A 20,950-nucleotide genomic window follows, 5' to 3' on the forward strand; every position below is an offset into this window, starting at 1 on the left:
GACCTTAGGCTGCCCCTCGGCACCGGATCCGACCCAGGAGCGCACCTCATGTCCGACCCCCTCCGCAAGCACCCGTATCCCGATGCCCTCCGGCCGGACGAATCCCCCGAGCCGCACCCGCTGCTGGAGCCGCTGCTCGGATTCCTGGGCCGGTGGGCCGGCCACGGCCGCGGCGGCTACCCGACACTCTCCGAGGAGTTCCGGTACGCGCAGGAGGTCACCTTCAGTCATGACGGGAGGCCCTTCCTCCACTACGAGGCGCGCGCCTGGCTGCTGGACGCGGACGGCGAACCGCTGCGGCCTTCGGCCCGGGAGAGCGGCTGGTGGCGAATGCAGCCGGACGGGCGGGTGGAGGCACTGGTCACCCAGCCCACCGGTGTGGCGGAGATCCTGACCGGCCACGCCGCCGACGGCGTGGCCGACCTCGCCACCGACCAGGTCGCCCTCGCTCCCACGGCCAAGAAGGTCGACGCCACCCGCCGCCGCTACACCCTGACGGACGACGGCACACTCGACTTCGTGCACGACCTCGCGGCGGTCGGCCGGCCGCTCCAGCACCACCTCTCGGCGCGACTGAACCGCGCTTGAGAGCGCGCACGGAGATTGCGGGCCCCTGCGCTCGGGGCACGGCGCCGCACTCTCCTTCACCGGTCGAGGGTGAGGGCGCCGACCGCGCCCGCCGATCCGGCACGGCACGTTCACGCGGCTCTTCCGACGGAGGGCCGGACCGGTCCGAGGCACTCCGCCGGTTGCCCGGGCGGGCTCAGCGCAGCGCGTCGGGCAACTCCTCCCGGTGAACGACGCCCAGACGCTGCGTGGCCCGGGTGAGGGCCACGTACAGATCACTGGTCCCGAACAGCGACGGTTCCACGACCAGCACATGGTCGAACTCGAGGCCCTTCGCCTGCCGCGGGTCGAGCAGCACCACCGGGTGGGTGAGGTCGGGCTCGGCGCCGGCCGTGACTCCCGCCAGCGGAGCACTGATCTCCTCGTGGAGCGATCGCGGTGCGATCACCGCGAGGCGCCCTTCCTCAGGCGTCAGTTCCAGGACCGCCCGGGCCACCGCACCCGCCAGGTCGTCCCCGGCGTCGCGCAGCCACGGCTTCTCGCCGGTGGACCGCACGGAGGCCGGCGGTTCGAAGGAGGGGTCCTCGGCGCGCAGCACCCTGGCCGCCAGCTCCATGATCTCGGCAGGCGTACGGTAGTTGACCTTCAGCCGGACGTGCTCGAACCGGTCACCGACGTACGGAGTCAGGATCTGCTCCCACGAGCCGACCCCGGCCTCCTCGGAGGTCTGCGCAGGGTCGCCGACCAGGGTCATCGAACGGGTCGGTGAGCGTCGCATCAGCAGCCTCCACGCCATCGGTGACAGCTCCTGCGCCTCGTCGACGATGATGTGCCCGAACGCCCAGGTGCGGTCGGCGGCGGCGCGCTCGGCCGCACTGCGGTGGTCGGCCTCCTCCTGCCGGTCGGCCATCCGTTCCGCGTCGATGATGTCGTGGGCCGCGAGGACCTCGGACTCCTGGTCCTCGAACTCGAACGACTCCGAGCCCCTCGACAGCTCCAGCACGCCCTGCGCGTACGCGATCCGTTCCTGACGCTCGGCCTCCGCGGCCGCCCGCTCGCCGCTGTCGTCGACCCCGAGAAGCTCTGCCACCTCGTCGAGCAGGGGCACGTCGGCAGGGGTCCACCGCGCGCCGGGCGTGCGTCGGATCGCGTCGGCGTCCTCGTCCGGCACGTAGACGGGGTCGGCCAGATAGTCCGCGAGGAACCCCTCCGGAGTGAGGGGAGGCCACAGCTCGTCGATGGCGCTGTGCACCGACCCGCTGACGGCGACCGCCTTGCCGAGCTGGGCGATGTCATCGGGGCCGAGGAAGTTGGGCCCGCCGTACGGATCGGCCCCGATGCGCTCCGTGAGCTGGGCCGTGAGGGCGTCGATGATCCGGAACGCGAAGTGCGGTCGGGCGAGGTTGTGGGGCAGCAGGGTCTCGCGGGCGGCCTGCCGGGCCTCGTAGGCGATCTCCCAGTCGAGGACCAGGTCCCCGTCGTCGTGCGCGATGACCAACGGCGCCCCGGGCTCGGGCAGCAGCTGTCGGTCGCGCACGGCCATGGCGAGCGCCTCCGCCATCGGCTCACCGCCCTTGACCGTTGCGGCGAGGGGCGTGTCCGTGCCGACGGCATGGACCCCGGGGAACAGCTCGGCCTGCGTGGCGAGCAGTACGCCGGTCTCGCCGAGGGCGGGCAGCACCTCACCGATGTAGCTCAGGAAGGCCGGGTTGGGGCCCACGATCAGGACGGCGCGCTTGGCGAGCAGCTCACGGTGCTCGTACAGGAGGAAAGCCGCCCGGTGCAGGGCGACCGCCGTCTTGCCGGTGCCGGGACCGCCCTCGACCACCAGCACACCGCGGTGCGGGGCACGGATGATGCGGTCCTGTTCCGCCTGGATGGTCCGCACGATGTCACCCATACGTCCGGTGCGCGCGGAGTTCACGGCGGCCAGTAGTACGGTGTCGCCGCTCGGGTCCTCGAATCCGGTGCGCTGCCGGTCCCCGACGTCGAGGATCTCGTCATGCAGCTCGGTGACCTCACGGCCCTCGCTGGTGATGTGCCTGCGCCGCCGCAGCCCCATCGGTGTGTGACCGGTGGCGAGATAGAAGGGGCGGGCGACCGGAGCACGCCAGTCGATCAGCAGGGGAGTGTGCGCCTGGTCGTCCTCCCGGATTCCGATGCGGCCGATATGGTGCGCGGCGCCGTCGGAGAGATCGATGCGGCCGAAGCACAGAGAGCCGTCCACGGAGTTCAGCGCGGCCAGCAGACCCGAGCGTTCAGCGAGGAGCACATCGCGTTCGAGGCGGGCCTGCAGCCCGGTCCCGACCGGCGTCAGCGCGTCCTCGACGTGCTGGACGGCAACTCCGCGCAGCGCGTCGACACGGTCGTAGAGCCGGTCGATGAATTCCTGCTCCGTCTGCAATTCGGCGCTTTCCCGAGTTGACAACATTGCTCCCTGGCAGATATGGTGTTGCTTAGTGGCCCCCATGTGGGGCCTTTTTCTGTGGGCGCACAGAAACACTCAATATACTCGGGAAAATCCCCGGTCCGCAATTGCGGACCGGGGATTTCTTGTGCCGCAGGCCACCTGCGAACCGGTGCTGGTTGCGGGCCGGGCTCTCCGTGTGCCGGGGTCACGCCTTGGCGGGTACGCCGCCCCAGGGCGGTCTGCATGGTCACTTCGGGTCGTTGTTGAACTTCGCTGTTGCCCAGAGGTATCCGAGGACGGTGAGGCCGAGGCACCAGGTGAGTGTGAGCCATCCGTTGTGGCCGATCCGGGTGCCGAGGAGGAGTCCGCGGAGGGTTTCGATGGCGGGGGTGAAGGGCTGGTATTCGGCGATGGGCTGGAACCAGCCGGGCATGGTGTCGACGGGGATGAAGGCGCTGGAGAGCAGGGGGAGCAGGATCATGGGCAGGGCGTTGTTGCTGGCGGCTTCGGCGTTGGGGCTGATGAGGCCCATGCCGACGGCGATCCAGGTGAATGCGGTGGCGAAGAGGACGAGGAGTCCGAAGGCGGCGAGCCATTCGAGGGTGGTGGCGTTGGTGGAGCGGAAGCCGATGGCGACGGCGACGGCGCCGACGAGGACGACGCTGGTGATGCATTGCAGGACGCTGCCGATGACGTGTCCGACGAGGACGGAGCCGCGGTGGATGGCCATGGTGCGGAAGCGGGCGATGATGCCTTCGGTCATGTCGTTGGAGACGGAGACGGCGGTGCCGATGGTGGTGCTGCCGATGGTCATCAGTAGGAGGCCGGGGACGATGTAGGCGATGTAGTCGGAGCGGTTGGTGCCGCCGATGCCGGCGCTCATGACGTCGCCGAAGATGTAGACGAAGAGGAGCAGGAGCATGATCGGGGTGAGGAGGAGGTTGAGGGTGAGGGAGGGGTAGCGGCGGGCGTGCAGGAGGTTGCGGCGGAGCATGGTGTGGGAGTCGCGGGCGGCGAGGGTGAGGGTGTTCATCGGGTTGTGTCCTTGGTCTGGTGGGGGAGTTGGGTGGGGCTGGTGAGGGCGAAGAACACGTCGTCGAGGTCGGGGGTGTGGACGGTGAGTTCGGTGGCTTGGATGTGGGCGGTGTCGAGGCGGTCGAGGAGGGTGCGTAGGGCGTGTTGGCTGCCGTCGCTGGGGATCTGGAGGGTGAGTGCCTGGTCGTCGTGGGTGGTGTCGGTGAGTGCGGTGGTGGCGGCGCGGTAGGTGGTGGGGTCGGTGAAGCGGAGGCGGATGTGTCCGCCGGGGATGAGGCGTTTGAGTTCGTCGGCGGTGCCGTGGGCGGCGATTTTGCCGTGGTTGAGTACGGCGATGTGGTCGGCGAGTTCGTCGGCTTCGTCGAGGTACTGGGTGGTGAGGAAGACGGTGACGCCGGTGGTGACGAGGGTGCGGATGATGCCCCACATGGTGTGGCGGGAGCGGGGGTCGAGTCCGGTGGTGGGTTCGTCGAGGAAGATGATCCGGGGGTTGCCGACGAGGGTCATGGCGATGTCGAGGCGTCGTTTCATGCCGCCGGAGTAGGTGGAGGCGGGTTTCTTCGCGGCGTCGGTGAGGTCGAAGCGTTCGAGGAGTTCGGTGGTCACTCGTCGGCCTTCCTGTTTGGGCAGGTGGTGGAGGTCGGCCATGAGGTGCATGTTCTCCTCGCCGGTGATCAGGCCGTCGACGGCGGAGAACTGTCCGGTGACGCCGATCGCGGCGCGTACGGCCTGGGGGTCGGTGGTGAGGTCGTGGCCGTTCACGTGGAGTTCGCCGGCGTCCGCGGTGACGAGGGTGGAGAGGATCTTCACGGCGGTGGTCTTGCCGGCGCCGTTCGGGCCGAGCAGGGCGAAGACCGTGCCCGCGGGGATGTGCAGGTCGATCCCGTCGAGGACGACCTTGTCGCCGTAGGACTTACGCAGACCGTTCGCTGAGATGGCCAAGTCGGTCATGAGGGAAGCTCCTTGTGTCTACAGGCTGCGGGCGGCGATGTCGCCGTGAGCGGTGGTCGCGTGGATGGTCAGGACGGCGGCGCCGTCGGCGTTCTTGAGCGCGTTGTGGATCCGGCCGAAGGCGGTGCCGGCGTCCAGGGAGGCGGAGACGCCGCGGGCGGCGCCGACGGCGATCTCGCCGTACTCGGTGCGCAGCTCGACCGCGCCGCGGAGGGCCTCCGCGATACGGATGTCGCCCTTCTGGACACCGATGGTGGCGGGGCCGCCCAGGCGGACGACGGAGACATCGCCGGCCAGCAGCGTGATGCGGACGCCCGCTGCCTCATCGAGCTTGACCGAGCCCTGCGCACCCTCGAAGGCGACATCGCCGAGCCGTCCGACGCCACGGAACTCGGCGGCGGCCGCCTTCGCCTCGATGTGGGAGCCGGCGGGCAGTTGGACGGTGACCTCGACGGATCCGGAGTTGCCGAGAGCCCGGTTCTTCGCCGGCGCGGACGTGATGTGCAGGACACCGTCGGCGTAGGCGACCGTGGTCTGCCGCGCCGCCTTGATGTCGCGGCCCTTCGAGGCGTCCGCCGGCAGGATCTCGACGGTGGTGTCGGCCCTGTCGGCGGCGATGAACCGGACGCGTCCTGCGGGGATGTCCAGGATGGCGGAGACCGGGGCGGGAGTGTCGTACTTCTGCATGGTGCGCTCCTTGGCTTCGTTGTTTCCGATGAGAGAAACGCTACGTTGCGTTCATGGATCGCACAATGAAGTTGTTGCATCCCAATCTTGTTAATGCAGGTCAGAGGCGCTAATTCGTTGCAATGGTCTCACCCCTAACGCAACGACCTATGCGCGTACGTTGCAATGGAATGGCCGTGAACGCTACGCTCGGGGCGTCAGCGTCACGTAGGACCACGAAGGGAGCCGCAATGCCGGGAGGCAGACTCACCCAGCAGGAACGCCAGCAGATCGCGCTCGGGCTCGCCGACGGCCTCCCCTATGCGGAGATCGCCAGGCGCCTAGACCGGCCGACTTCGACCATCACGCGTGAGGTGATGCGCAACGGCGGCCCCGCTGCCTATCGCGCCGACCTGGCTCACCATGCCACCGAGCGCCGTACTCACCAGCGCAGGCAGGTGTCTCCCGGAGGGGGCCAGGCGCCCCCGCAGCCCTATGGGCGCGACGCCGAGGCCGTGCGCGAGTACGAGGAGGTGTTCAGCGCCGTCCTCATGCAATCGGGTCTGTCGAACAAGATGATGTCCCGGGTGCTCGTCTGCCTCTACACCACCGACTCGGGCAGCCTCACCGCGACGGAACTCGTCCAGCGCCTCCAGGTCAGTCCGGCGTCCATCTCGAAGGCGATCACGTTCCTCGAGAGTCAGGGCCTGGTTCGCCGGGAGCGCGACGAGCGCCGTCGCGAGCGCTACATCGTCGACGACGACGTCTGGTACCAGTCGATGATGGCCAGCGCCCGGTCCACCGCTCAACTCGTCGAGACCGCGCGGCAGGGCGTCGGTGTCCTGGGTCCCGACACCCCGGCCGCCGTCCGCCTCGAGAACATCGCCCGCTTCCTCGACTTCGTCAACGAGGGCATAACTCGCGCTGCGGAGCAGGCCCGTGAGGTCCTCTACACGAAACCCGAATCCTGCGCGGGCGACGCGGCCGACCAGGATTCGGATCGCACCTGAGGGCTGTCCGATATCGCTCGACAGGTGGGTGGTGCAGCTCCTATGATCGCAGGCGGACATCGCGTGTCGGTCACCGGCTGGGTGAGGCATGGAGGTGTCCGGGAGATGCCTTCGGAGGCATTCCACTTTGTCTGTCGAGTTGAATCACACGATCGTCCACGCCCGGTCCAACCGGGAATCCGCCGATTTCCTGGCCCACATTCTGGATCTCGAAGTAGGTGCGGAGTGGGGCCCGTTCATTCCGGTCCTGCTGAGTAATGGCGTGACTCTGGACTTCGCCGCAATTCCGGCCGAATCGATCACCCCGCAGCACTACGCGTTCCTCATCGGTGACGCGGAGTTCGACGAGGCGTTGCAGCGCATTCAAGCGGCTGGAATCACGTACTACGCCGATCCGCACCTCAAGCAGCCGGGTGAGATCAACCTCCATCACGGGGGGCGCGGGCTGTATTTCATGGATCCCGCGGGCCACGGCATGGAAATCATCACGCGCCCCTACGGAAGTGACGGGGCGACGCCCTCCGCGCCGTAGGCGACGTATCCTCCGGCCGCGCTGTCGCGGCCCTGCCCTGTGCTGCAGGCCGCTGCGGCTCCACCGGAGTCGCAGCGGCCGCATCGCGCTGCTCCCCGTAGGCGACCGAGGCCGGGCTCGCGGAAGCATGTACTCAAAGAGTTGAGTAGTCATATTCTTGAGTACGATGCATCCCGGCCGGTGCCACCGGGCTGACCGGTCAGGAGAGGGGAGGGGCTGCTGCGATGGCCTTGCGACATGCCGTGCTGGCGGCGCTGCTGGACGGCGAGTTCAGCGGATACCAATTGGCGAAGGCGTTCGACATCGGCGTCGCGAACTTCTGGCACGCCCTGCCCCAGCAGCTGTACACCGAGCTGGCCAGGCTGGAGAAGGAAGGGCTCGTCGAGGGCCGGCAGGTGGTTCAGGAGACCCGGCCCAACAAACGTCTCTTCCGGGTCACCGACGCCGGCCGCGAGGAGCTGGAGAAGTTCGCAGCCGCCACGTCCAAACCGTCGTTCATCCGCGACGACCTGCTCGTCAAGGTCCAGTCCGCCGACCGCATCGGCACCGCGCAGGTCATCGAACAGCTCGAAGAGCGCGTGTCCGCAGCGGAAGCGAAGATCGAGCTGCTCGACACGTTGTTGCGGCAGATGCGCGGGGACGCCGAGGAAGAGGAGTTCCTCCGTCACGGCGAACGGATCGGGCCGTACCTGACGTGTTTGCGCGGCGTGGCTTTCGAACGGGGCCATCGGGACTGGTGCCTGCGGATCGCGGCTGTGCTGAGGGAGAGGACGACGACTCGTGTCGAGCGGTGAATACCTGCGCTACGTCGCGCTGGGCGACAGCCAGACGGAAGGGGTCGGCGACGGGGACGACACCGTCGGCCTACGGGGCTGGGCCGACCGGCTCGCCGAGCAGCTCACGGCGGTCAACCCTGGTCTCCAGTACGCCAATCTGGCCGTCCGTGGACGTGTTGCCGGTCAGATCCACACGGAACAGCTGGGGCCGGCGCTGGCCCTGCGCCCCGACCTGGCGACGGTTGTCGCCGGGGTCAACGACTTGCTGCGGCCCCGGTTCGACGTCGCGGCGGTGGCCGGGCAGCTGGAGGAGATGTTTGCCGCGCTGACGGCCGCCGGGGCGCAGGTGGCGACCCTGACGGTCCCCGACCTGGGGAAGATAGCGCCTCTCTCCCGGCCCCTCAGGTCCCGGGTGACTGACCTCAACACGCACATCCGCGCCGCTGCTGCCCGCCACGGGGTCGTGGTCGCCGAAATCGCCCGTCATGCCGTGGCCACGGACGCACGCCTGTGGAGCGTGGACCGGCTCCATGCCAGCTCCCTCGGCCACGCACGGATCGCCGCCGCCGTCGCCCACGCCATCGACCTGCCCGGAAGCGACGACTCCTGGACCCACCCCCTTCCGCCGCACGTGCTTCCCAGGGGCCTGGCGTCCGCAGGTGCCGAACTCCGTTGGGCGGCCGCCTTCCTCGGCCCGTGGCTGGGGCGCCGGCTGCGTGGCCGGTCCTCCGGCGACGGGCGTACGGCCAAACGCCCGGAGCTCCTGCCCCTGAGCGTCGGTTCCTGATGGCCCGGGGCACACAGCCGCGGTGAGCGATGCGGCACGAGCGAGCCGGACAGCGGTTCGGCATCCCACAGGCTCATGCCCTGCGAGGCGCCGGGCCCGGCAGCCCGCAATCCGGCCGTACCGCGGGGAGACCCTGCTCGGTGCGCGGCAGCGAGGCACCACCCAGGGCGAGGGGGACCGGGAGCCACCGCGGCGGCCCCCGCGTCCAGCCCCGCGTACGTGAACGACCGGCGTTGTCAGTGGTCGCACGTAGGTTCAGTGGTGTTCCGCCGTCGTGGCGCGGACGCCCCCTCGGTGCATAGGAGATGGTGTGTTGTCGGACTGGGAGACGTCGAGCACAGCACGGGTGACAGCACCCGCGCGGCCCCGCAAACTGGCCAAGGTCCCGTTCGTCGAGCTGGCCGGTGGTCGACTCCAGGGCGTGGTGTCGAGCGGTTCGGACATCGGACGGGTGTACGTCTCGTCGGTCGCGGCCGGCACGTACGCGTTCGCCTGCAGCACCAACAACAACCGGCCCTGCGGCGGTGCGCGGGGTTCGTTCTGCAATCACATCCGGGCCCTCATCAACGAGGCAGTGCTGCAGTACGGCGCCGAGCGCGTGGCGCGCTACCTGAAGGTGGAGACCTCGGGTGCGGAGCCGGGCGCGCCGGCCATCGAGACCGGCATGAGCCGTACCCGCCCCTCGCCGGCGGATGCCAAGGACGCCGCCCCCGTCTTCAGCCGGTTCCTGCGCCACCTCGCCTATCTGGAACTCGCGCCGAGCGCGGCACCGTTGCCGGAGATGCATTGGTTCCCGCCGACCAGGTCGGTGGCGTGATGCGCACCGATCTCCTCCTCGAAACGATCCCGGGACTCGACGAGGCCCTGGCGGCCGTCGACTCCTTCGACCGGGCCCTCGTCGACGGGCTGCTCCGTCCCCGGCCCGACCGGGCCGCGGATCTGGCCGAGTTCGCGCACGCCGTCGCGGGTACGCCACTGGCGGCGAGGGTCAGCGAGGCGGCCGGCAGGACCGCCGAGGGATCCGCAGGCGAGGACGACTTCGTCGCCCTCGCCGCCGCCCGCACCGCGCTGCTCGGCTCGGTCCACGACGCGCTGATGAGCCGTGTCGAGGAGGCGGTCGGCAGGCCGCGCGACACGGCCGAAGCACCGGCACCCGAGAGCCGGCCCGCGATGAATCTGCTGACGGCCGCCCGCTCCTGGCTCGCCGACCTGGCGCGCGCCGGATGGCGGGGAATGGACCACGACGTCGTCTCGGGGGCGGCACCCGTCGTCTCCGCGATGCTCCCGGACCCTGCCCTGCGCCGTCTCGCGACCCTGCTCGACGGTTTCGCGGCCGAACTCGCCGCGTCCTGCCCGGGCACGGCCCTGGAACGCTTTCCGGCGCGCCGCTGGGCCGACCTCTGGTCCCGGGCGCTGCTGTTGACGCTGCCCGGCGCCGCCGAGGCGCCCGTGACCGGCACGGCCACCGGCCGGCTCCTGCCCCTCGGTGTGGACCTGCACGAGCACGCCACCGCCGTACAGGCCCAGGTGCACGCCGTCTTCGAGCCCACCGACGGCACGGCACCCCGCCTCGTCCGGGCCGGCACAGCGGTGCCGAAGCCCGACACGGTGGTCGGAGCCGGCATCTGGCAGCTGCTCCGTCCCCACATGTCCCTTCTGGCAGCCCTCGGCGAAGGCCGCTCGATGGACGTGACCGCCATGCCGGTCACGGGTGAGGGCGACCTGATCTGGAGCGACGCGCACGCGCGTCCGGGTGGGAGCGCCGACCCGTTCGTCACGGCCCGGGTCGCCCTGCCCACGGCCGCCGACGCGGTCACCGCACCTCTGGACCGCCATCCGGCACGCATCGCCGTGCCGGTCTTCCTGGAGGGGTACGCCGCACGACAGGACGACGACGGACTGGCCTTCACCGTGGCCGGCCATCCGCTGGAGGTCGACACCGAGCGCATCCCCGCGGGGCCGCTCACGCCCGAAGCCGTCGCCGCGTCCGGCGCATGCATCGCCCTGCTCCGCTGGGACGCCGGCAGCTACCGCCTCCAGCCCCTGGCCGTCGAGACGACGGTACGGAAGAAGGCTGTCGCGCTGCACGCCGGCGGCTGGGCAGGCGGCACGACCGACAAGGCCGGCCTCAAGGCCGAGAAGGCCGCCACCGATGCCGTGGCCGTACTGAGGGAGCGCGCGGGAAGGCTGCTGCGGAAATGACGGAGCACACGACGGAGCACATGACGGGTCCGCCGGAGTCCTCCGCCCCGGACCCGGCCACGTCTCCGCGCACCCCCGAGGCCGACCCGCACGAGAACCGCCGCCAGGTGCTGTACTGGCGCCTGCTCGCCCGGCTCTTCGATCCCGAGGAGCAGCCCGCCCTGGAGTCGGCGAGCCTCGCCGTCGTCGAGGACCTCGGGCTGCCGTCCGCACTGCTGGACCCACAGGCCTCCGTCGACTCGGTCGTGCAGCGCCACCCGGAGCTGGCCGACGAGTTCGACGGCCTGATGACCCCCGGGCAGGATGACGAAGACGTACGGGACCGGGCCGCCGAGGTGCGGCGGGCGGCGCTGGTGTCGAAGGTGCTTCTCAACGTCTTCGCCTCCGGCTCCGGCACGGTCACGGCCGGGCAGCTGTCGCGATGGCAGTCCGACGCGGGATGGCTGGAGCGCGCGCTCGGTTGCACGCCGGGCGAACTGCGCGGCGGCCGAAGCGGGGGAGGGGCTTCGGGGCGCGGCGCACATCCCGACCTCGCCCGGCTGATTCCGGCGATCGGGCCGGAGCTCGGCGCCCTCGAAGCCGACCTCGTCCGGCGGATGCAACTGCGCGAGGTGCTGGCGGACCCCGCCCTCGCGGCACAGCTCACCCCCAGCATGTCGCTCATCGAGCAACTGCTGCGGGACAAGAACAACCTCTCGGGCATCGCGCTGGCCAACGCCAAGACCCTGATCCGGCGCTTCGTCGACGAGGTGGCCGAAGTGCTGCGCACCCAGGTGGCGAAGTCCACGGTGGGCGCCGTGGACCGCTCCGTCCCGCCCAAGCGGGTGTTCCGCAATCTCGACCTCGACCGCACGATCTGGAAGAACCTCACCAACTGGAGTCCGGAGGAGGAGCGGTTGTACGTCGACCGCCTCTACTACCGGCACACCGCGCGAAAGACGACACCACAGCGGCTGATCGTCGTCGTGGACCAGTCGGGTTCGATGGTCGACTCGATGGTGAACTGCACCATCCTGGCGTCGGTCTTCGCCGGACTGCCGAAGGTGGACGTCCACCTGATCGCGTACGACACACAGGCGCTCGACCTCACCCCCTGGGTGCACGATCCCTTCGAGACCCTGCTCCGCACCAAACTCGGCGGGGGCAACGACGGTCCCGTCGCGATGGCGATGGCCCGACCGAAGATCACCGACCCCCAGGACACCGTGATGGTGTGGATCTCGGACTTCTACGAGTTCAGCCGCTCCCAGCCACTCTTCGAGGGCATCGAGGCCGTCCACCGCTCCGGAGTGAAGTTCATCCCTGTCGGGTCGGTCACCAGCTCCGGCCGTCAGGAAGTCAACCCCTGGTTCCGCGAACGCTTCAAGGCCCTCGGCACGCCGGTGCTCTCCGGCCACATCAGCAAGCTCGTCCACGAGCTCAAGACGTTCCTCGCCTAGAAAGGGCCTCTCATGTCCGACCTGTTGCGCGCCCCCGCCGAGATCAAGTACGCCGAGGAACTGGCGTGGCTCGAGTCCGTCGACGACAACCCCAAGCCCTTCTCCTGGCGCCTCTCCCCGAAGATGGTCCGTCTGTTCATCCTGGGCTCCGAGCGTTCCGACGGCCTCGACCGCGAGATCACACAGAAGTGGTACGGCGACCGCAGTTTCGTCGAGCGCTCCATCGTCACCCTGGCCTCCGACCGCGGCCTGCTGCTCATCGGTGACCCGGGTACCGGAAAGAGCTGGCTGGCCGAGCTGCTGTCCGCCGCGATCTGCCGCGACTCCACGCTGGTCGTGCAGGGCACGGCCGGCACCACCGAGGACCACATCAAGTACTCCTGGAACGTCTCCATGGTCATCGCCAAGGGACAGTCACGGGAGTCCATGATCCCCTCACCCATCATGACGGCGATGGAGGCCGGCGCGATCGGCCGCTTCGAGGAGCTGACCCGCTCCACCAGCGACGTCCAGGACGCGCTGATCTCGATCCTGTCCGAGAAGTACATCTCCGTGCCCGAGCTGGACAGCGACAACATCGTCTTCGCCAAGCCCGGTTTCTCCATCATCGCCACGGCCAACAGCCGTGACCGGGGCGTCAACGACCTGTCCTCCGCGCTCAAGCGCCGGTTCAACTTCGTGCGCATCCCGGTGGTGACGAACAAGAAGAGCGAGGCGGAGATCGTCCGCTTCCGCACCGAGGAACTGCTGCGCCGGCACAGCATCGAGCTGGATGTGCCTCCGACACTCCTCGACGTGCTGCTGCAGAGCTTCGCCGACCTGCGCGCCTCCGCGGCCGCGGCCGGCAGCGACGACGAGAAGCTGGAGTCCGCCCTGTCCACCGCCGAACAGATCGGCGTGCTGGAGGACGCGATCCTGCACGGCAACTTCTTCGGCGAACGCGATCTGACCGCCCGGACCCTGGCGTCCTCGCTCGTCGGTTCGCTGGCCCGGCGTGACCCCGAGGACCTGGCCATCCTCAACAAGTACCTGCACGGTGTCGTCGAACCCCGCAGCAAGCAAGAGGGCGGATCCTGGCCCGAGTTCCTGGAGGGCGGCCGCGAGACGATCGCCACCCTGTCATGACCGGCTCGCACGAGCGGAGCTTCGGGGAGCTGCGCACGCAGTTGCAGGAAGCCGCCGCGGCGTTCGCAGACGGACCCGACGCCCTGGAGTCGATCCTCCTCGGCATCGTCGACGACGTGGACCGCGCCGTGCGTGAGCCCCTGGAGATCTTTCCCGTCTGCCATCACTCGCCCGCCTCGGCGATCGCGATGGCGCGCCGGCTGCGGGAGAAGCAGCCGAAGGTGGTCTACCTGGAGCTGTGCGAGGACATGGCGCCGCTGCTGCCCGAGCTGCGCAACTGCAAGCTGCCCGTGGCGGTCCAGGCGTTCGCGACCGAGACCGACGCCTTTCCGGCCGACTGGGCCCCGCTGTCGGTGGTCGCCCCGATCACCGAGGCCTCGGCCGAGTACCAGGCGATCGCCTACGCACTCGACACTCCGGGCGTCGAACTGGTCCTCGTCGACCGGTCGTCGGACCACGTCTACCAGTGGGACGCACGAACCGCAGATCCCGCCGACGACCTGGCACCAGCCGGTTCCGACGCACCGCCGGCCGAGGAGGAGGCCGCCCTGCACGGGGACGCGGTCGGCGTGGGGATCGGCGACCTGCGGCCCCGCTTCGCCGAACTGGAGGAGCACCTGCTGCGGCACGGCAAGGTGCGGCACTGGTCGGAGTGGTGGCACCAGTACGTGGAACTGCCGCTCGGGGAGGGCGACCACGACACCTACCGCCAGGTCATGCTCCTGATCGGCAGCCTCTTCCGGCACCTCGCGCCGGGAGACCCGCACCGGGTACGCGTGGACGAGGACCGCGAACGTCACATGTGGAAGCGGATGCGCGAGCACATGAGCGCGACCGGGACCGACCCCGGCGACGGTCTGTACGTCTGCGGCGCGTTCCACGCGGCCAGCCGTGTAGCGGAGTTCGGTGTCGGCGGCAGCGACACCTTCGAGATCACCCCGCGCACCGCCACGAAGTGGCAGCACGGGCTGATCCCGTCCAGCCACGCGGCGATCGAGGCGCAGTTCGGTCTCGCGGCAGGCTCGGTGTCGATCGCCGCGACTCTCTGGGCGAAGAACATCCGGCGCACCCGCGTGGAGCCGTTCCGGCTGGCCGGCCAGGCGGGCGGGAAGAAGCCGAAGGCAAGAAAGGCCGTGATCGCGCCGGTTCCCGCACCAGCGGCGGAACCCTCCGACAAGCTGTCCGGGTTTCTCGGGCAGCCACCCGTCCTGGACCGCCTCGACGAGGCCGAACTGCTCGGCTGGTGCGTGGATATCGTGCGTGCCGCGCGGCGTAACGGGTATCTCGCCTCCACTGCCGACGCCATCGCCGTGTTCGAGACATCGATCCTGCTGGCCGGCATGCGCGACCGGGCCAGGCCCACGCCGTACGACTTCCAGGACGCGGCTGTCACCTGCATCGAGAAGGACATGGTGCCCGGCCGGCGCGACGTGCGCCGACTGGTCGAGATCATGATGGGCGGTGACCGGGTCGGACAGGTCGGCTACGACGCCCTGCCGCCGCTGGCCCGTGACGTGCACGACCGGCTCGCGGACCTGCGTCTGACACTCGAACAGCGCGGAGTGCAGCGGGCGCTCCTGGACATCGCCTCCCGGCCGGAGCTGGAGCGGTGCTCCGACGTCCTGTGGATGCTGCGCCGGCTGATGCCGCCGGGCGCCGCTCGGCCGATCATGGGAGAGCGGAGCCTGGGGGAGCGGTCGATTCAGGAGTCGTGGGACCTGGCTCTCGGTACCCACCAGCGGGCGCTCATCGAACTCGGTTACGAAGGCGTCAGCATCGAGCAGGTCCTGGAGCAGCGGCTGCGCCGCGCGGCGTACGCCCCCCAGGCCACCGCGGCAGGCGTTCTGGACGCGGTCGAGGACGCGACACTGTACCTGCGCAGCAACCGCCTGGCCGACGAGCTCGGCACCCGGGCGCTTGAGGTGCTGGCGGCCGAACGCAGCGTCGACGGGGCGCCGGAGGTGCTGCGCCGGGTACGGAGGCTCCTGGCGTACTACCGCACCAACGAGCCGGTCCTGCCGCCGTGGATCGAGTCCTTCGTCAAGACCGGGTACGCGCACTACTGCACCCTGCTGCCCATGTCGTTCACCGACGACGACGCCACCGTCCGCCAGGTGGCGGCGATGCTCGGTTTCCTGTTCAGCATGGAGGGCCTGGCCCTGTCGCTGGGCTGCGACCGCGCCCAGCTCCAGCTGGCCGTGGCCCAGTCGCATCCGAAGGACCCGTCGCGGACGGCGCTGCTGTGGGCGGCGCAGGTCCAGCTCGGCCACCTGTCCCGTGGGGAGCTGCGGTCGCGGTGCGATGAACTGCTGGGAAATCCCTTGGTGGTGCCCGCCTACCCGCGCTACCTCAGCGGTCTGGTCCATGCCCTGGAACCCGTCCCGGGACTCACGGACCTCGTCGTGGAGGCGGTGTCGCAGGCGTTCGGCCGACTGCCCGACCCGGTGCTCCTGCCCTGGCTGCCGACCTTGGTCACCACCCTGCGGGCGGGTGGCGCGGACCTGGCCCCGCTGCTCATCCGTGAGGCGGGACGCACCTTCCCCGGCCGCCTCACGGCGCTCGACACGTGGATACCGCCGTGGCGGGTGCGGCAGGAGGTGCCGGGGGCCGTGCTCCGGCCGGCCGGCCGCGGCTGCGCGCTGCCGGCTGCCTATCCCGGGACCTGCGACGCGGTGGCGGCTCTGCTGGGCTGCGACGGAACGTGGGAAAGCGACGAGTCGGGCGGGGCGGGCGTGGCCCTTGCCGGGAGGTACCCGGACAGCGCACTGGCCCTGGAGGCGCTGCTGGCCGGCTGAGGGCCGGGGCGCGGCTCCGACCGGCCCGAAGAGGTCCGGCCCGGACCGCACCGAAGGGGTCCGGCCCACCCTGTTCACACGGTGGGCCGGACCCCTTCGGAGGGAGTCGAGGTGTCAGCGGGCAAGGCGGATGCGGTGCAGCTGATCCTTGCCCTCGGTGCCCGCACCGGACTTGTCGACGACGTACGCGATGCCGCCGGCGACCTCGATGTGGTTGGGGTTGGCGCCGGTGGCCACCGTCTCCACGACAGCGCTCCTGCGCGGGCTGACGACGGAAACGGTGGCGTCCGTGCGGTTGACCACCAGGACGTTGCCCGAGCGGTCGTCCGTGGCGACGGACAGCGGACCCTGGCCGGTGGCAACGGACTTGGTGACGATGCCCTTGCGGAGGTCCACGACCGAGACGTCGCCGCCGGTCTGGTTGGCGGTGTAGGCGGTGCGGCCGTCCTTGGACAGGGCGACCGAGATGGGGCCGTCGCCCGTGGGGATGAGCCGCGGGCCGGCGGAGCGCGTGGCGACCTGGATGATCTGGTCGTTGGTGAGGTCGGCGGCGTACACGGTGCCGGAGCGCTCGTCGACGGCCAGGCCGGTGGGACCCGAACCCGTGATCGTGACCCGCTTCTTCTCCTTGAGCGTGTGGCTGTCGAAGGCGACGAGCGTGCCGTCACCGAACGCGCTCGCCCATACCGTGTCGTGGCGCTCGTCAACGACGATCTCGCGGGCGTGGTTCACGTTCGGGAGGGTGGCGAGGTGCTTGCCGGTGCGCTGGCTGTAGACGGCGACCGAGTTGTTGCGGGTGTTGGTGGTCCAGACGGTGTTGTGCTCGTCGTCGACCGCCACCCCGTAGACCGCCTCGACCGCACCGGTGGCCGCATCGGTGACCGGCGGTGCGTAGGTCGCCTCCACCTTGAGCGTCCACGGGTCCACCTTCGTCAGGGCGGAGTTCGTCACCGGGGGCCGGCCCACCGCGGAGGTGGTCCACAGGACGTGGTTCCGCTCCGAGTAGGAGGACTGGTAGAGGCCGTTGGTGACCGGCGCGGTGGTGACGGCAGAAGCCGTCGGCCGGGCCTGCGCCGAGGCGGTGCCCGTCAGTGCCGCGGCGCTGCCTGCGGCGAGCGCGACGGCGAGGGCCGCACAGGTGCCGGTGCGACGCGGGCTGCGGGTGGGTGAGGTCATGCTGAGGTCAACTCCCTGAAGGTGGTTCATGGGGATCTGCATTTCTGAACTTAGCTTAGGCTTACCTAAGTAGTAAATTTCCAGGTGTGTGATCTGGCTAACAACTCGACTGGCTGTGAGGGGCGTTCGGGCAGCATCAGCCCTGGTCGGCGGCCGGCCTCCGCCGGCGGACCACGATCAGGGTGGTGCCTGCGGCACCGGCCGCCCCGCCCCCCGCGGCCGCCGCGGCCGACCAGGCGATGGTCGCGTAGGAGACGGAACTCTCCGCGGACGTGGTCGTGGTGGCGAGGGAGGCGGTGGTGGGTGCGGGTGCGGGTGCGGGTGCGGGTGCGACGGTGTCGGGTGCGGCAGCGGCTGAGGCCGGGTCGCTGCCCGCTGCGGTCACCTGGAAGTCGACCTTGAGCGTCGTGGCGGGATCCGGTGCGAGGAAGCGCAGCCAGTGGGCTCCTGCCGGGGTGCCGGAGGGGACGGTCACCTCACCTTCGTACGAGCCTTTGGTGTCCGCCTTCCACTGGCCCAGGATCGCGTCGTCGTCGAGCTTGATGGTGACCGTCCGGCCGGCCGGGAACTTGGTCACCACGAAGTGCAGCTGGCCGCCCGCCTGTACCTGACTGGCGGTGATCACGGCCTTGGCGCCCCGGGAGTCGGACGCGGCAGCCGGTGCGCCGGAGGCCGTCGGCGCCGGGGCGGGCGCGTCGTCGGACGCTCCCGCCGCCTTGGCGTCATCGGAGGCCCCCGTGGTGACGGTGAAGTCCGCCCTGAGGCTCGTCGACGGATTCGGCGCGAGGAAACGGAGCCAGTGCGCGCCCTTCGTCGCGGACGCCGGGAGCGTCACGGTGCCGGAGAGGGTCCCGTCGGCGCCGATACCGGCCGGCCACTGTCCGATGATCTCGGAGTCGTCGAGCTTGACGGTGAGCTGCTGGCCCGCCGGGAAGCCGGTCACCCGGAAGGAGACCTTGCCGCCCGCGGCGACCCGGGAGCCCGCGGTGATCGAGGCGGACGTGCCGGTGGTGGTGCCGGAGCCGCCGGCCGTGCCGGACCCCCCGCCGGAGCCCCCGGGTGTCCCGGCCCCGCCCCCGCCGTGTCCGCCGCCGGAGCCACCTGTGCCGTCTGTGTCACCTGTGCCGTCGGCCGTCACCGAGACATCGGCGCGCAGGCTGGTGGACGGGTTCGGGGCGAGGAAGCGCAGCCAATGCGCCCCGGCAGCAGTCGACTTGGGCAGGGTGACGGTGCCGGAGAAGGTGCCGGCGGCGTTCACGGCAGCCGTCCACTGCCCGATGATCTCGCTGTCGTCGAGCTTGACCGTGACGTTCTGGCCCTGGGTGAACCCTGAAAGGGTGAACGAAACCCTGCCTCCGGCCGTGGCCCTGGAACTGCTCAGCCGGACCGCGGGTCGTGCGGCCGGAGTGGTCGCCGTCGGGGTGGGTTTCGTCGTGGGGGTCGAGGTCGGCGTGGGCGTCGGTGACGGTGTGGAGGTCGGTGACGGCGTGGGCGTCGGTGAGGGTGCGCGGCCCGTCACGGTCAGGTTCTCGCTTCTGACGCTCGTCTGCGGTGCCAGGAACCGCAGCCAGTGCTCGCCCCCCACTGTCGCGTCGGCCGGTACGGTCACGGTGCCCGTGACGCTGCCGTCGTCGCCGACGGGAAACTGCCTCAGCAACGTCGTGTCGTCGAACTTGACGCTGAGCGTGGATCCCACCGGGAAGCCGGAGGCCGAGAACGGCACTTCGCCGCCGGCCTGCACGGTGGCCGTGTTCAGGGCGACCGTGGGTGAGGCCGCGTCGGCAACGACGGCGAGCGGACTCCCGTTGTGCGCTCCGCCGCTGCTCGCAGTGGCCAGTGGTGCGGCCAGGGTGCCGAGGCCGAGCGTCGCGCCGGCGGCCAGCGCGGCCATGCGGCTGATTCTGACGCGGGAGACGGAGGTGCGGGAGAGTCTGTCGGGGTTCATGTGTGGGTTGCTCCTGGCAGGCCGAGATCGGTGGTGCGAAGGGATTGATGGGGGGGCTTGCGGGTCGACGGCGGCTGGGGGCCCGCATGGAGAGAAGAATTTAGGTGAGCCTAACCTAAGTAAATGGGGGAGCTTGAGGGGCCCGGGTGAAGGTGTGCCGCCGCGCACCCGTGGCGGGGTGTGCGGGGTTCGATGGGTAAGGTGACCCTAAGTTGACCGCCTCGCCCGTCGGAGCCACCTTTCATGATCACGTCCGTGCCGCCCCAGGACGCCCCGCAGCGACCGCCCAGGACAGCACGGCCGGACCCGCTGACCCGGCTCGCAAAACCCGTCTGTTCCCTGCCGGGCCCGGACGACGCCGACGCCGAGAGGTTCTGGGCAGGGGTGGCCCAGGCCGGGACGCCGCTCGTCGGGCCGGATCCGCTGGGCAGCAGCGATCACGTAGCCGTGACGTTCCTCTGGCGTGGAGCCACGGGCACCCGCGCCGTCCAGGTGTTGCCCAACAAGCTCGGTGATCCTCGGGCCCCCGAGGGCAACCTGATGGAGCACGTCCCCGGTACCGATGTCTGGCACTGGACGCTCAGGCTGCGGCACGACTGGCGGGGCACATACGACTTCTACGTGGACGAGGGTGACGGCCCCGGTCCTGAGGCGGCCGACTACTGGCGCCTCCTGCGCACCCGACGCCGCCACGATCCGCTGAACCACCGCTCACTGCCCCGTCGCTGGGGCGGCGACCCGGTTTCCTACGCCGAACTTCCGGCTGCCCCGAGCGCCCGGGACTGGCTGCCACGACCGGGCCTCGTCCGGGGCGAGGTGTCCGTCCGTGAGGTTCCTTCCGAACGCCTCGGCGGGCACCGGCGTGTGTGGACGTACCGGCCCGCCGGTGCGCACGGCGCGACGGACCTGCCGGTGCTCGTCCTCCTGGACGGGGAGCACTGGCAGCCGCACCTCGGGCTCGCGCATCTCCTGGACAACCTCATCGCCGACGGGCGCATCCCCCCGCTGGCGGCCCTGCTGCCGGAGTCCGTCGACGTGGCCACCCGCTGGTCGGACCTGGCCTGCAGCCCGGACTTCGTCGCGTTCCTCCACGAGGAACTGCTGCCCTGGACCGCCGCGCGTCTGCCGGTCACGGAGGACCCCGCGCGCACCGTCGTCGCGGGACAGAGCCTGGGCGGTCTCACCGCCGCCTATGCCGCCCTCGCGGCGCCAGGCCGCTTCGGCAACGTCCTTGCGCAGTCCGGCTCGTTCTGGTGGCCGGACGGCCCGGACGCCGAGTGGCTCACCGCGCGGATCGCCGAGGCCCCGCGTCTGCCGGTCCGGTTCTGGCTCTCCTTCGGCGAGCAGGAGTGGGTGGCCCTGCCCGCCGCACGCCGGTTGCGCGACACGCTCGCGTCCGCCGGTTACGAGGACACCTCTTACCGGGAGTTCAACGGCGGTCACGACTACCTCTGCTGGCGCACGGAGCTCGCGGACGGCCTGGTGGAACTGCTGTCCCCGGGCGCTCCCACCCGCTGACCGGTAGTGGGGGAGG

Annotated in this window: 17 protein-coding genes; 11 read left to right on the forward strand and 6 right to left on the reverse strand. The window is 70.4% G+C overall.

Features of this window, described 5'->3' with window-relative positions; translation table 11 throughout:
• The first annotated feature begins 48 nt into the window (after positions 1-48).
• Complete coding sequence (locus tag OG538_RS32460; protein WP_406099061.1) at positions 49-588, forward strand: FABP family protein; 540 nt, start codon at positions 49-51, stop codon at positions 586-588.
• Positions 589-763: 175 nt separating this feature from the next.
• Here the strand turns inward: OG538_RS32460 and OG538_RS32465 are convergent, their stop codons facing one another.
• From OG538_RS32465 to OG538_RS32480, 4 genes are all read right to left on the reverse strand, one after another.
• Positions 764-2,971 (reverse strand): HelD family protein, encoded by a 2,208-nt coding sequence (locus tag OG538_RS32465; protein WP_406099062.1) that lies wholly within the window; start codon positions 2,969-2,971, stop codon positions 764-766.
• A gap of 253 nt (positions 2,972-3,224) precedes the next feature.
• Positions 3,225-4,010 carry an ABC transporter permease gene (locus OG538_RS32470; RefSeq protein WP_406099064.1) on the reverse strand — a complete coding sequence of 262 codons (786 nt, stop codon included), beginning with the start codon at positions 4,008-4,010 and terminating at the stop codon, positions 3,225-3,227.
• Positions 4,007-4,963 carry an ABC transporter ATP-binding protein gene (locus OG538_RS32475; RefSeq protein WP_406099065.1) on the reverse strand — a complete coding sequence of 319 codons (957 nt, stop codon included), beginning with the start codon at positions 4,961-4,963 and terminating at the stop codon, positions 4,007-4,009. The genes OG538_RS32470 and OG538_RS32475 overlap by 4 nt, the downstream gene beginning before the upstream one ends.
• An 18-nt stretch (positions 4,964-4,981) precedes the next feature.
• Positions 4,982-5,650 carry a DUF4097 family beta strand repeat-containing protein gene (locus tag OG538_RS32480; protein WP_406099066.1) on the reverse strand — a complete coding sequence of 223 codons (669 nt, stop codon included), beginning with the start codon at positions 5,648-5,650 and terminating at the stop codon, positions 4,982-4,984.
• A gap of 230 nt (positions 5,651-5,880) precedes the next feature.
• Between OG538_RS32480 and OG538_RS32485 the strand changes: the two genes are divergently transcribed.
• From OG538_RS32485 to OG538_RS32525, 9 genes are all read left to right on the forward strand, one after another.
• Entirely contained in the window at positions 5,881-6,639 is a 759-nt protein-coding gene (locus tag OG538_RS32485; protein ID WP_406099067.1) for a helix-turn-helix domain-containing protein, read from the forward strand.
• A 127-nt stretch (positions 6,640-6,766) separates the two neighbouring features.
• Positions 6,767-7,171, forward strand: coding sequence for a VOC family protein (locus tag OG538_RS32490; protein WP_406099068.1), 405 nt, complete (start codon positions 6,767-6,769; stop codon positions 7,169-7,171).
• A 224-nt stretch (positions 7,172-7,395) separates the two neighbouring features.
• Positions 7,396-7,965, forward strand: a complete 570-nt coding sequence (locus OG538_RS32495) for a PadR family transcriptional regulator (protein ID WP_406099069.1) — start codon at positions 7,396-7,398, stop codon at positions 7,963-7,965.
• Positions 7,952-8,734, forward strand: a complete 783-nt coding sequence (locus OG538_RS32500) for an SGNH/GDSL hydrolase family protein (RefSeq protein ID WP_406099070.1) — start codon at positions 7,952-7,954, stop codon at positions 8,732-8,734. Before OG538_RS32495 ends, OG538_RS32500 begins: the two co-directional genes overlap by 14 nt.
• Positions 8,735-9,080: 346 nt before the next feature.
• Positions 9,081-9,551 carry a hypothetical protein gene (locus OG538_RS32505; RefSeq protein ID WP_406099071.1) on the forward strand — a complete coding sequence of 157 codons (471 nt, stop codon included), beginning with the start codon at positions 9,081-9,083 and terminating at the stop codon, positions 9,549-9,551.
• A complete protein-coding gene (locus tag OG538_RS32510) occupies positions 9,551-10,936 on the forward strand; it encodes a hypothetical protein (protein WP_406099072.1) in 1,386 nt (461 codons plus the stop codon). The genes OG538_RS32505 and OG538_RS32510 overlap by 1 nt, the downstream gene beginning before the upstream one ends.
• Complete coding sequence (locus tag OG538_RS32515; RefSeq protein WP_406099074.1) at positions 10,933-12,375, forward strand: VWA domain-containing protein; 1,443 nt, start codon at positions 10,933-10,935, stop codon at positions 12,373-12,375. The genes OG538_RS32510 and OG538_RS32515 overlap by 4 nt, the downstream gene beginning before the upstream one ends.
• 12 nt (positions 12,376-12,387) lie before the next feature.
• Entirely contained in the window at positions 12,388-13,500 is a 1,113-nt protein-coding gene (locus OG538_RS32520) for an AAA family ATPase (protein WP_406099075.1), read from the forward strand.
• Positions 13,497-16,295 carry a DUF5682 family protein gene (locus OG538_RS32525; RefSeq protein WP_406099076.1) on the forward strand — a complete coding sequence of 933 codons (2,799 nt, stop codon included), beginning with the start codon at positions 13,497-13,499 and terminating at the stop codon, positions 16,293-16,295. Before OG538_RS32520 ends, OG538_RS32525 begins: the two co-directional genes overlap by 4 nt.
• A 114-nt stretch (positions 16,296-16,409) precedes the next feature.
• On the opposite strand, the gene OG538_RS32530 is transcribed toward OG538_RS32525, so the two are convergent.
• Positions 16,410-17,471, reverse strand: a complete 1,062-nt coding sequence (locus tag OG538_RS32530) for a YncE family protein (protein ID WP_406099077.1) — start codon at positions 17,469-17,471, stop codon at positions 16,410-16,412.
• Positions 17,472-17,607: 136 nt separating this feature from the next.
• Positions 17,608-19,416: a hypothetical protein gene (locus tag OG538_RS32535; protein ID WP_406099078.1), complete on the reverse strand. Its 1,809-nt coding sequence runs from the start codon at positions 19,414-19,416 to the stop codon at positions 17,608-17,610.
• A gap of 243 nt (positions 19,417-19,659) precedes the next feature.
• Between OG538_RS32535 and fes the strand changes: the two genes are divergently transcribed.
• Positions 19,660-20,934: an enterochelin esterase gene (fes, locus tag OG538_RS32540; RefSeq protein ID WP_406099080.1), complete on the forward strand. Its 1,275-nt coding sequence runs from the start codon at positions 19,660-19,662 to the stop codon at positions 20,932-20,934.
• Positions 20,935-20,950 lie beyond the last annotated feature (16 nt).

The organism is Streptomyces sp. NBC_01013 (assembly GCF_045162765.1).
GTDB lineage: Bacteria > Actinomycetota > Actinomycetes > Streptomycetales > Streptomycetaceae > Streptomyces.

Excerpts from the sequence above, each read along its gene's own strand:
- OG538_RS32525 (WP_406099076.1), top strand. The coding sequence starts at position 13,497 with ATGACCGGCTCGCACGAGCGGAGCTTCGGGGAGCTGCGCACGCAGTTG.
- OG538_RS32470 (WP_406099064.1), bottom strand. The coding sequence starts at position 4,010 with ATGAACACCCTCACCCTCGCCGCCCGCGACTCCCACACCATGCTCCGC.
- OG538_RS32475 (WP_406099065.1), bottom strand. The coding sequence starts at position 4,963 with ATGACCGACTTGGCCATCTCAGCGAACGGTCTGCGTAAGTCCTACGGC.
- OG538_RS32510 (WP_406099072.1), top strand. The coding sequence starts at position 9,551 with ATGCGCACCGATCTCCTCCTCGAAACGATCCCGGGACTCGACGAGGCC.
- OG538_RS32460 (WP_406099061.1), top strand. The coding sequence starts at position 49 with ATGTCCGACCCCCTCCGCAAGCACCCGTATCCCGATGCCCTCCGGCCG.
- fes (WP_406099080.1), top strand. The coding sequence starts at position 19,660 with ATGATCACGTCCGTGCCGCCCCAGGACGCCCCGCAGCGACCGCCCAGG.
- OG538_RS32530 (WP_406099077.1), bottom strand. The coding sequence starts at position 17,471 with ATGACCTCACCCACCCGCAGCCCGCGTCGCACCGGCACCTGTGCGGCC.
- OG538_RS32520 (WP_406099075.1), top strand. The coding sequence starts at position 12,388 with ATGTCCGACCTGTTGCGCGCCCCCGCCGAGATCAAGTACGCCGAGGAA.
- OG538_RS32515 (WP_406099074.1), top strand. The coding sequence starts at position 10,933 with ATGACGGAGCACACGACGGAGCACATGACGGGTCCGCCGGAGTCCTCC.
- OG538_RS32480 (WP_406099066.1), bottom strand. The coding sequence starts at position 5,650 with ATGCAGAAGTACGACACTCCCGCCCCGGTCTCCGCCATCCTGGACATC.
- OG538_RS32485 (WP_406099067.1), top strand. The coding sequence starts at position 5,881 with ATGCCGGGAGGCAGACTCACCCAGCAGGAACGCCAGCAGATCGCGCTC.
- OG538_RS32495 (WP_406099069.1), top strand. The coding sequence starts at position 7,396 with ATGGCCTTGCGACATGCCGTGCTGGCGGCGCTGCTGGACGGCGAGTTC.
- OG538_RS32535 (WP_406099078.1), bottom strand. The coding sequence starts at position 19,416 with ATGAACCCCGACAGACTCTCCCGCACCTCCGTCTCCCGCGTCAGAATC.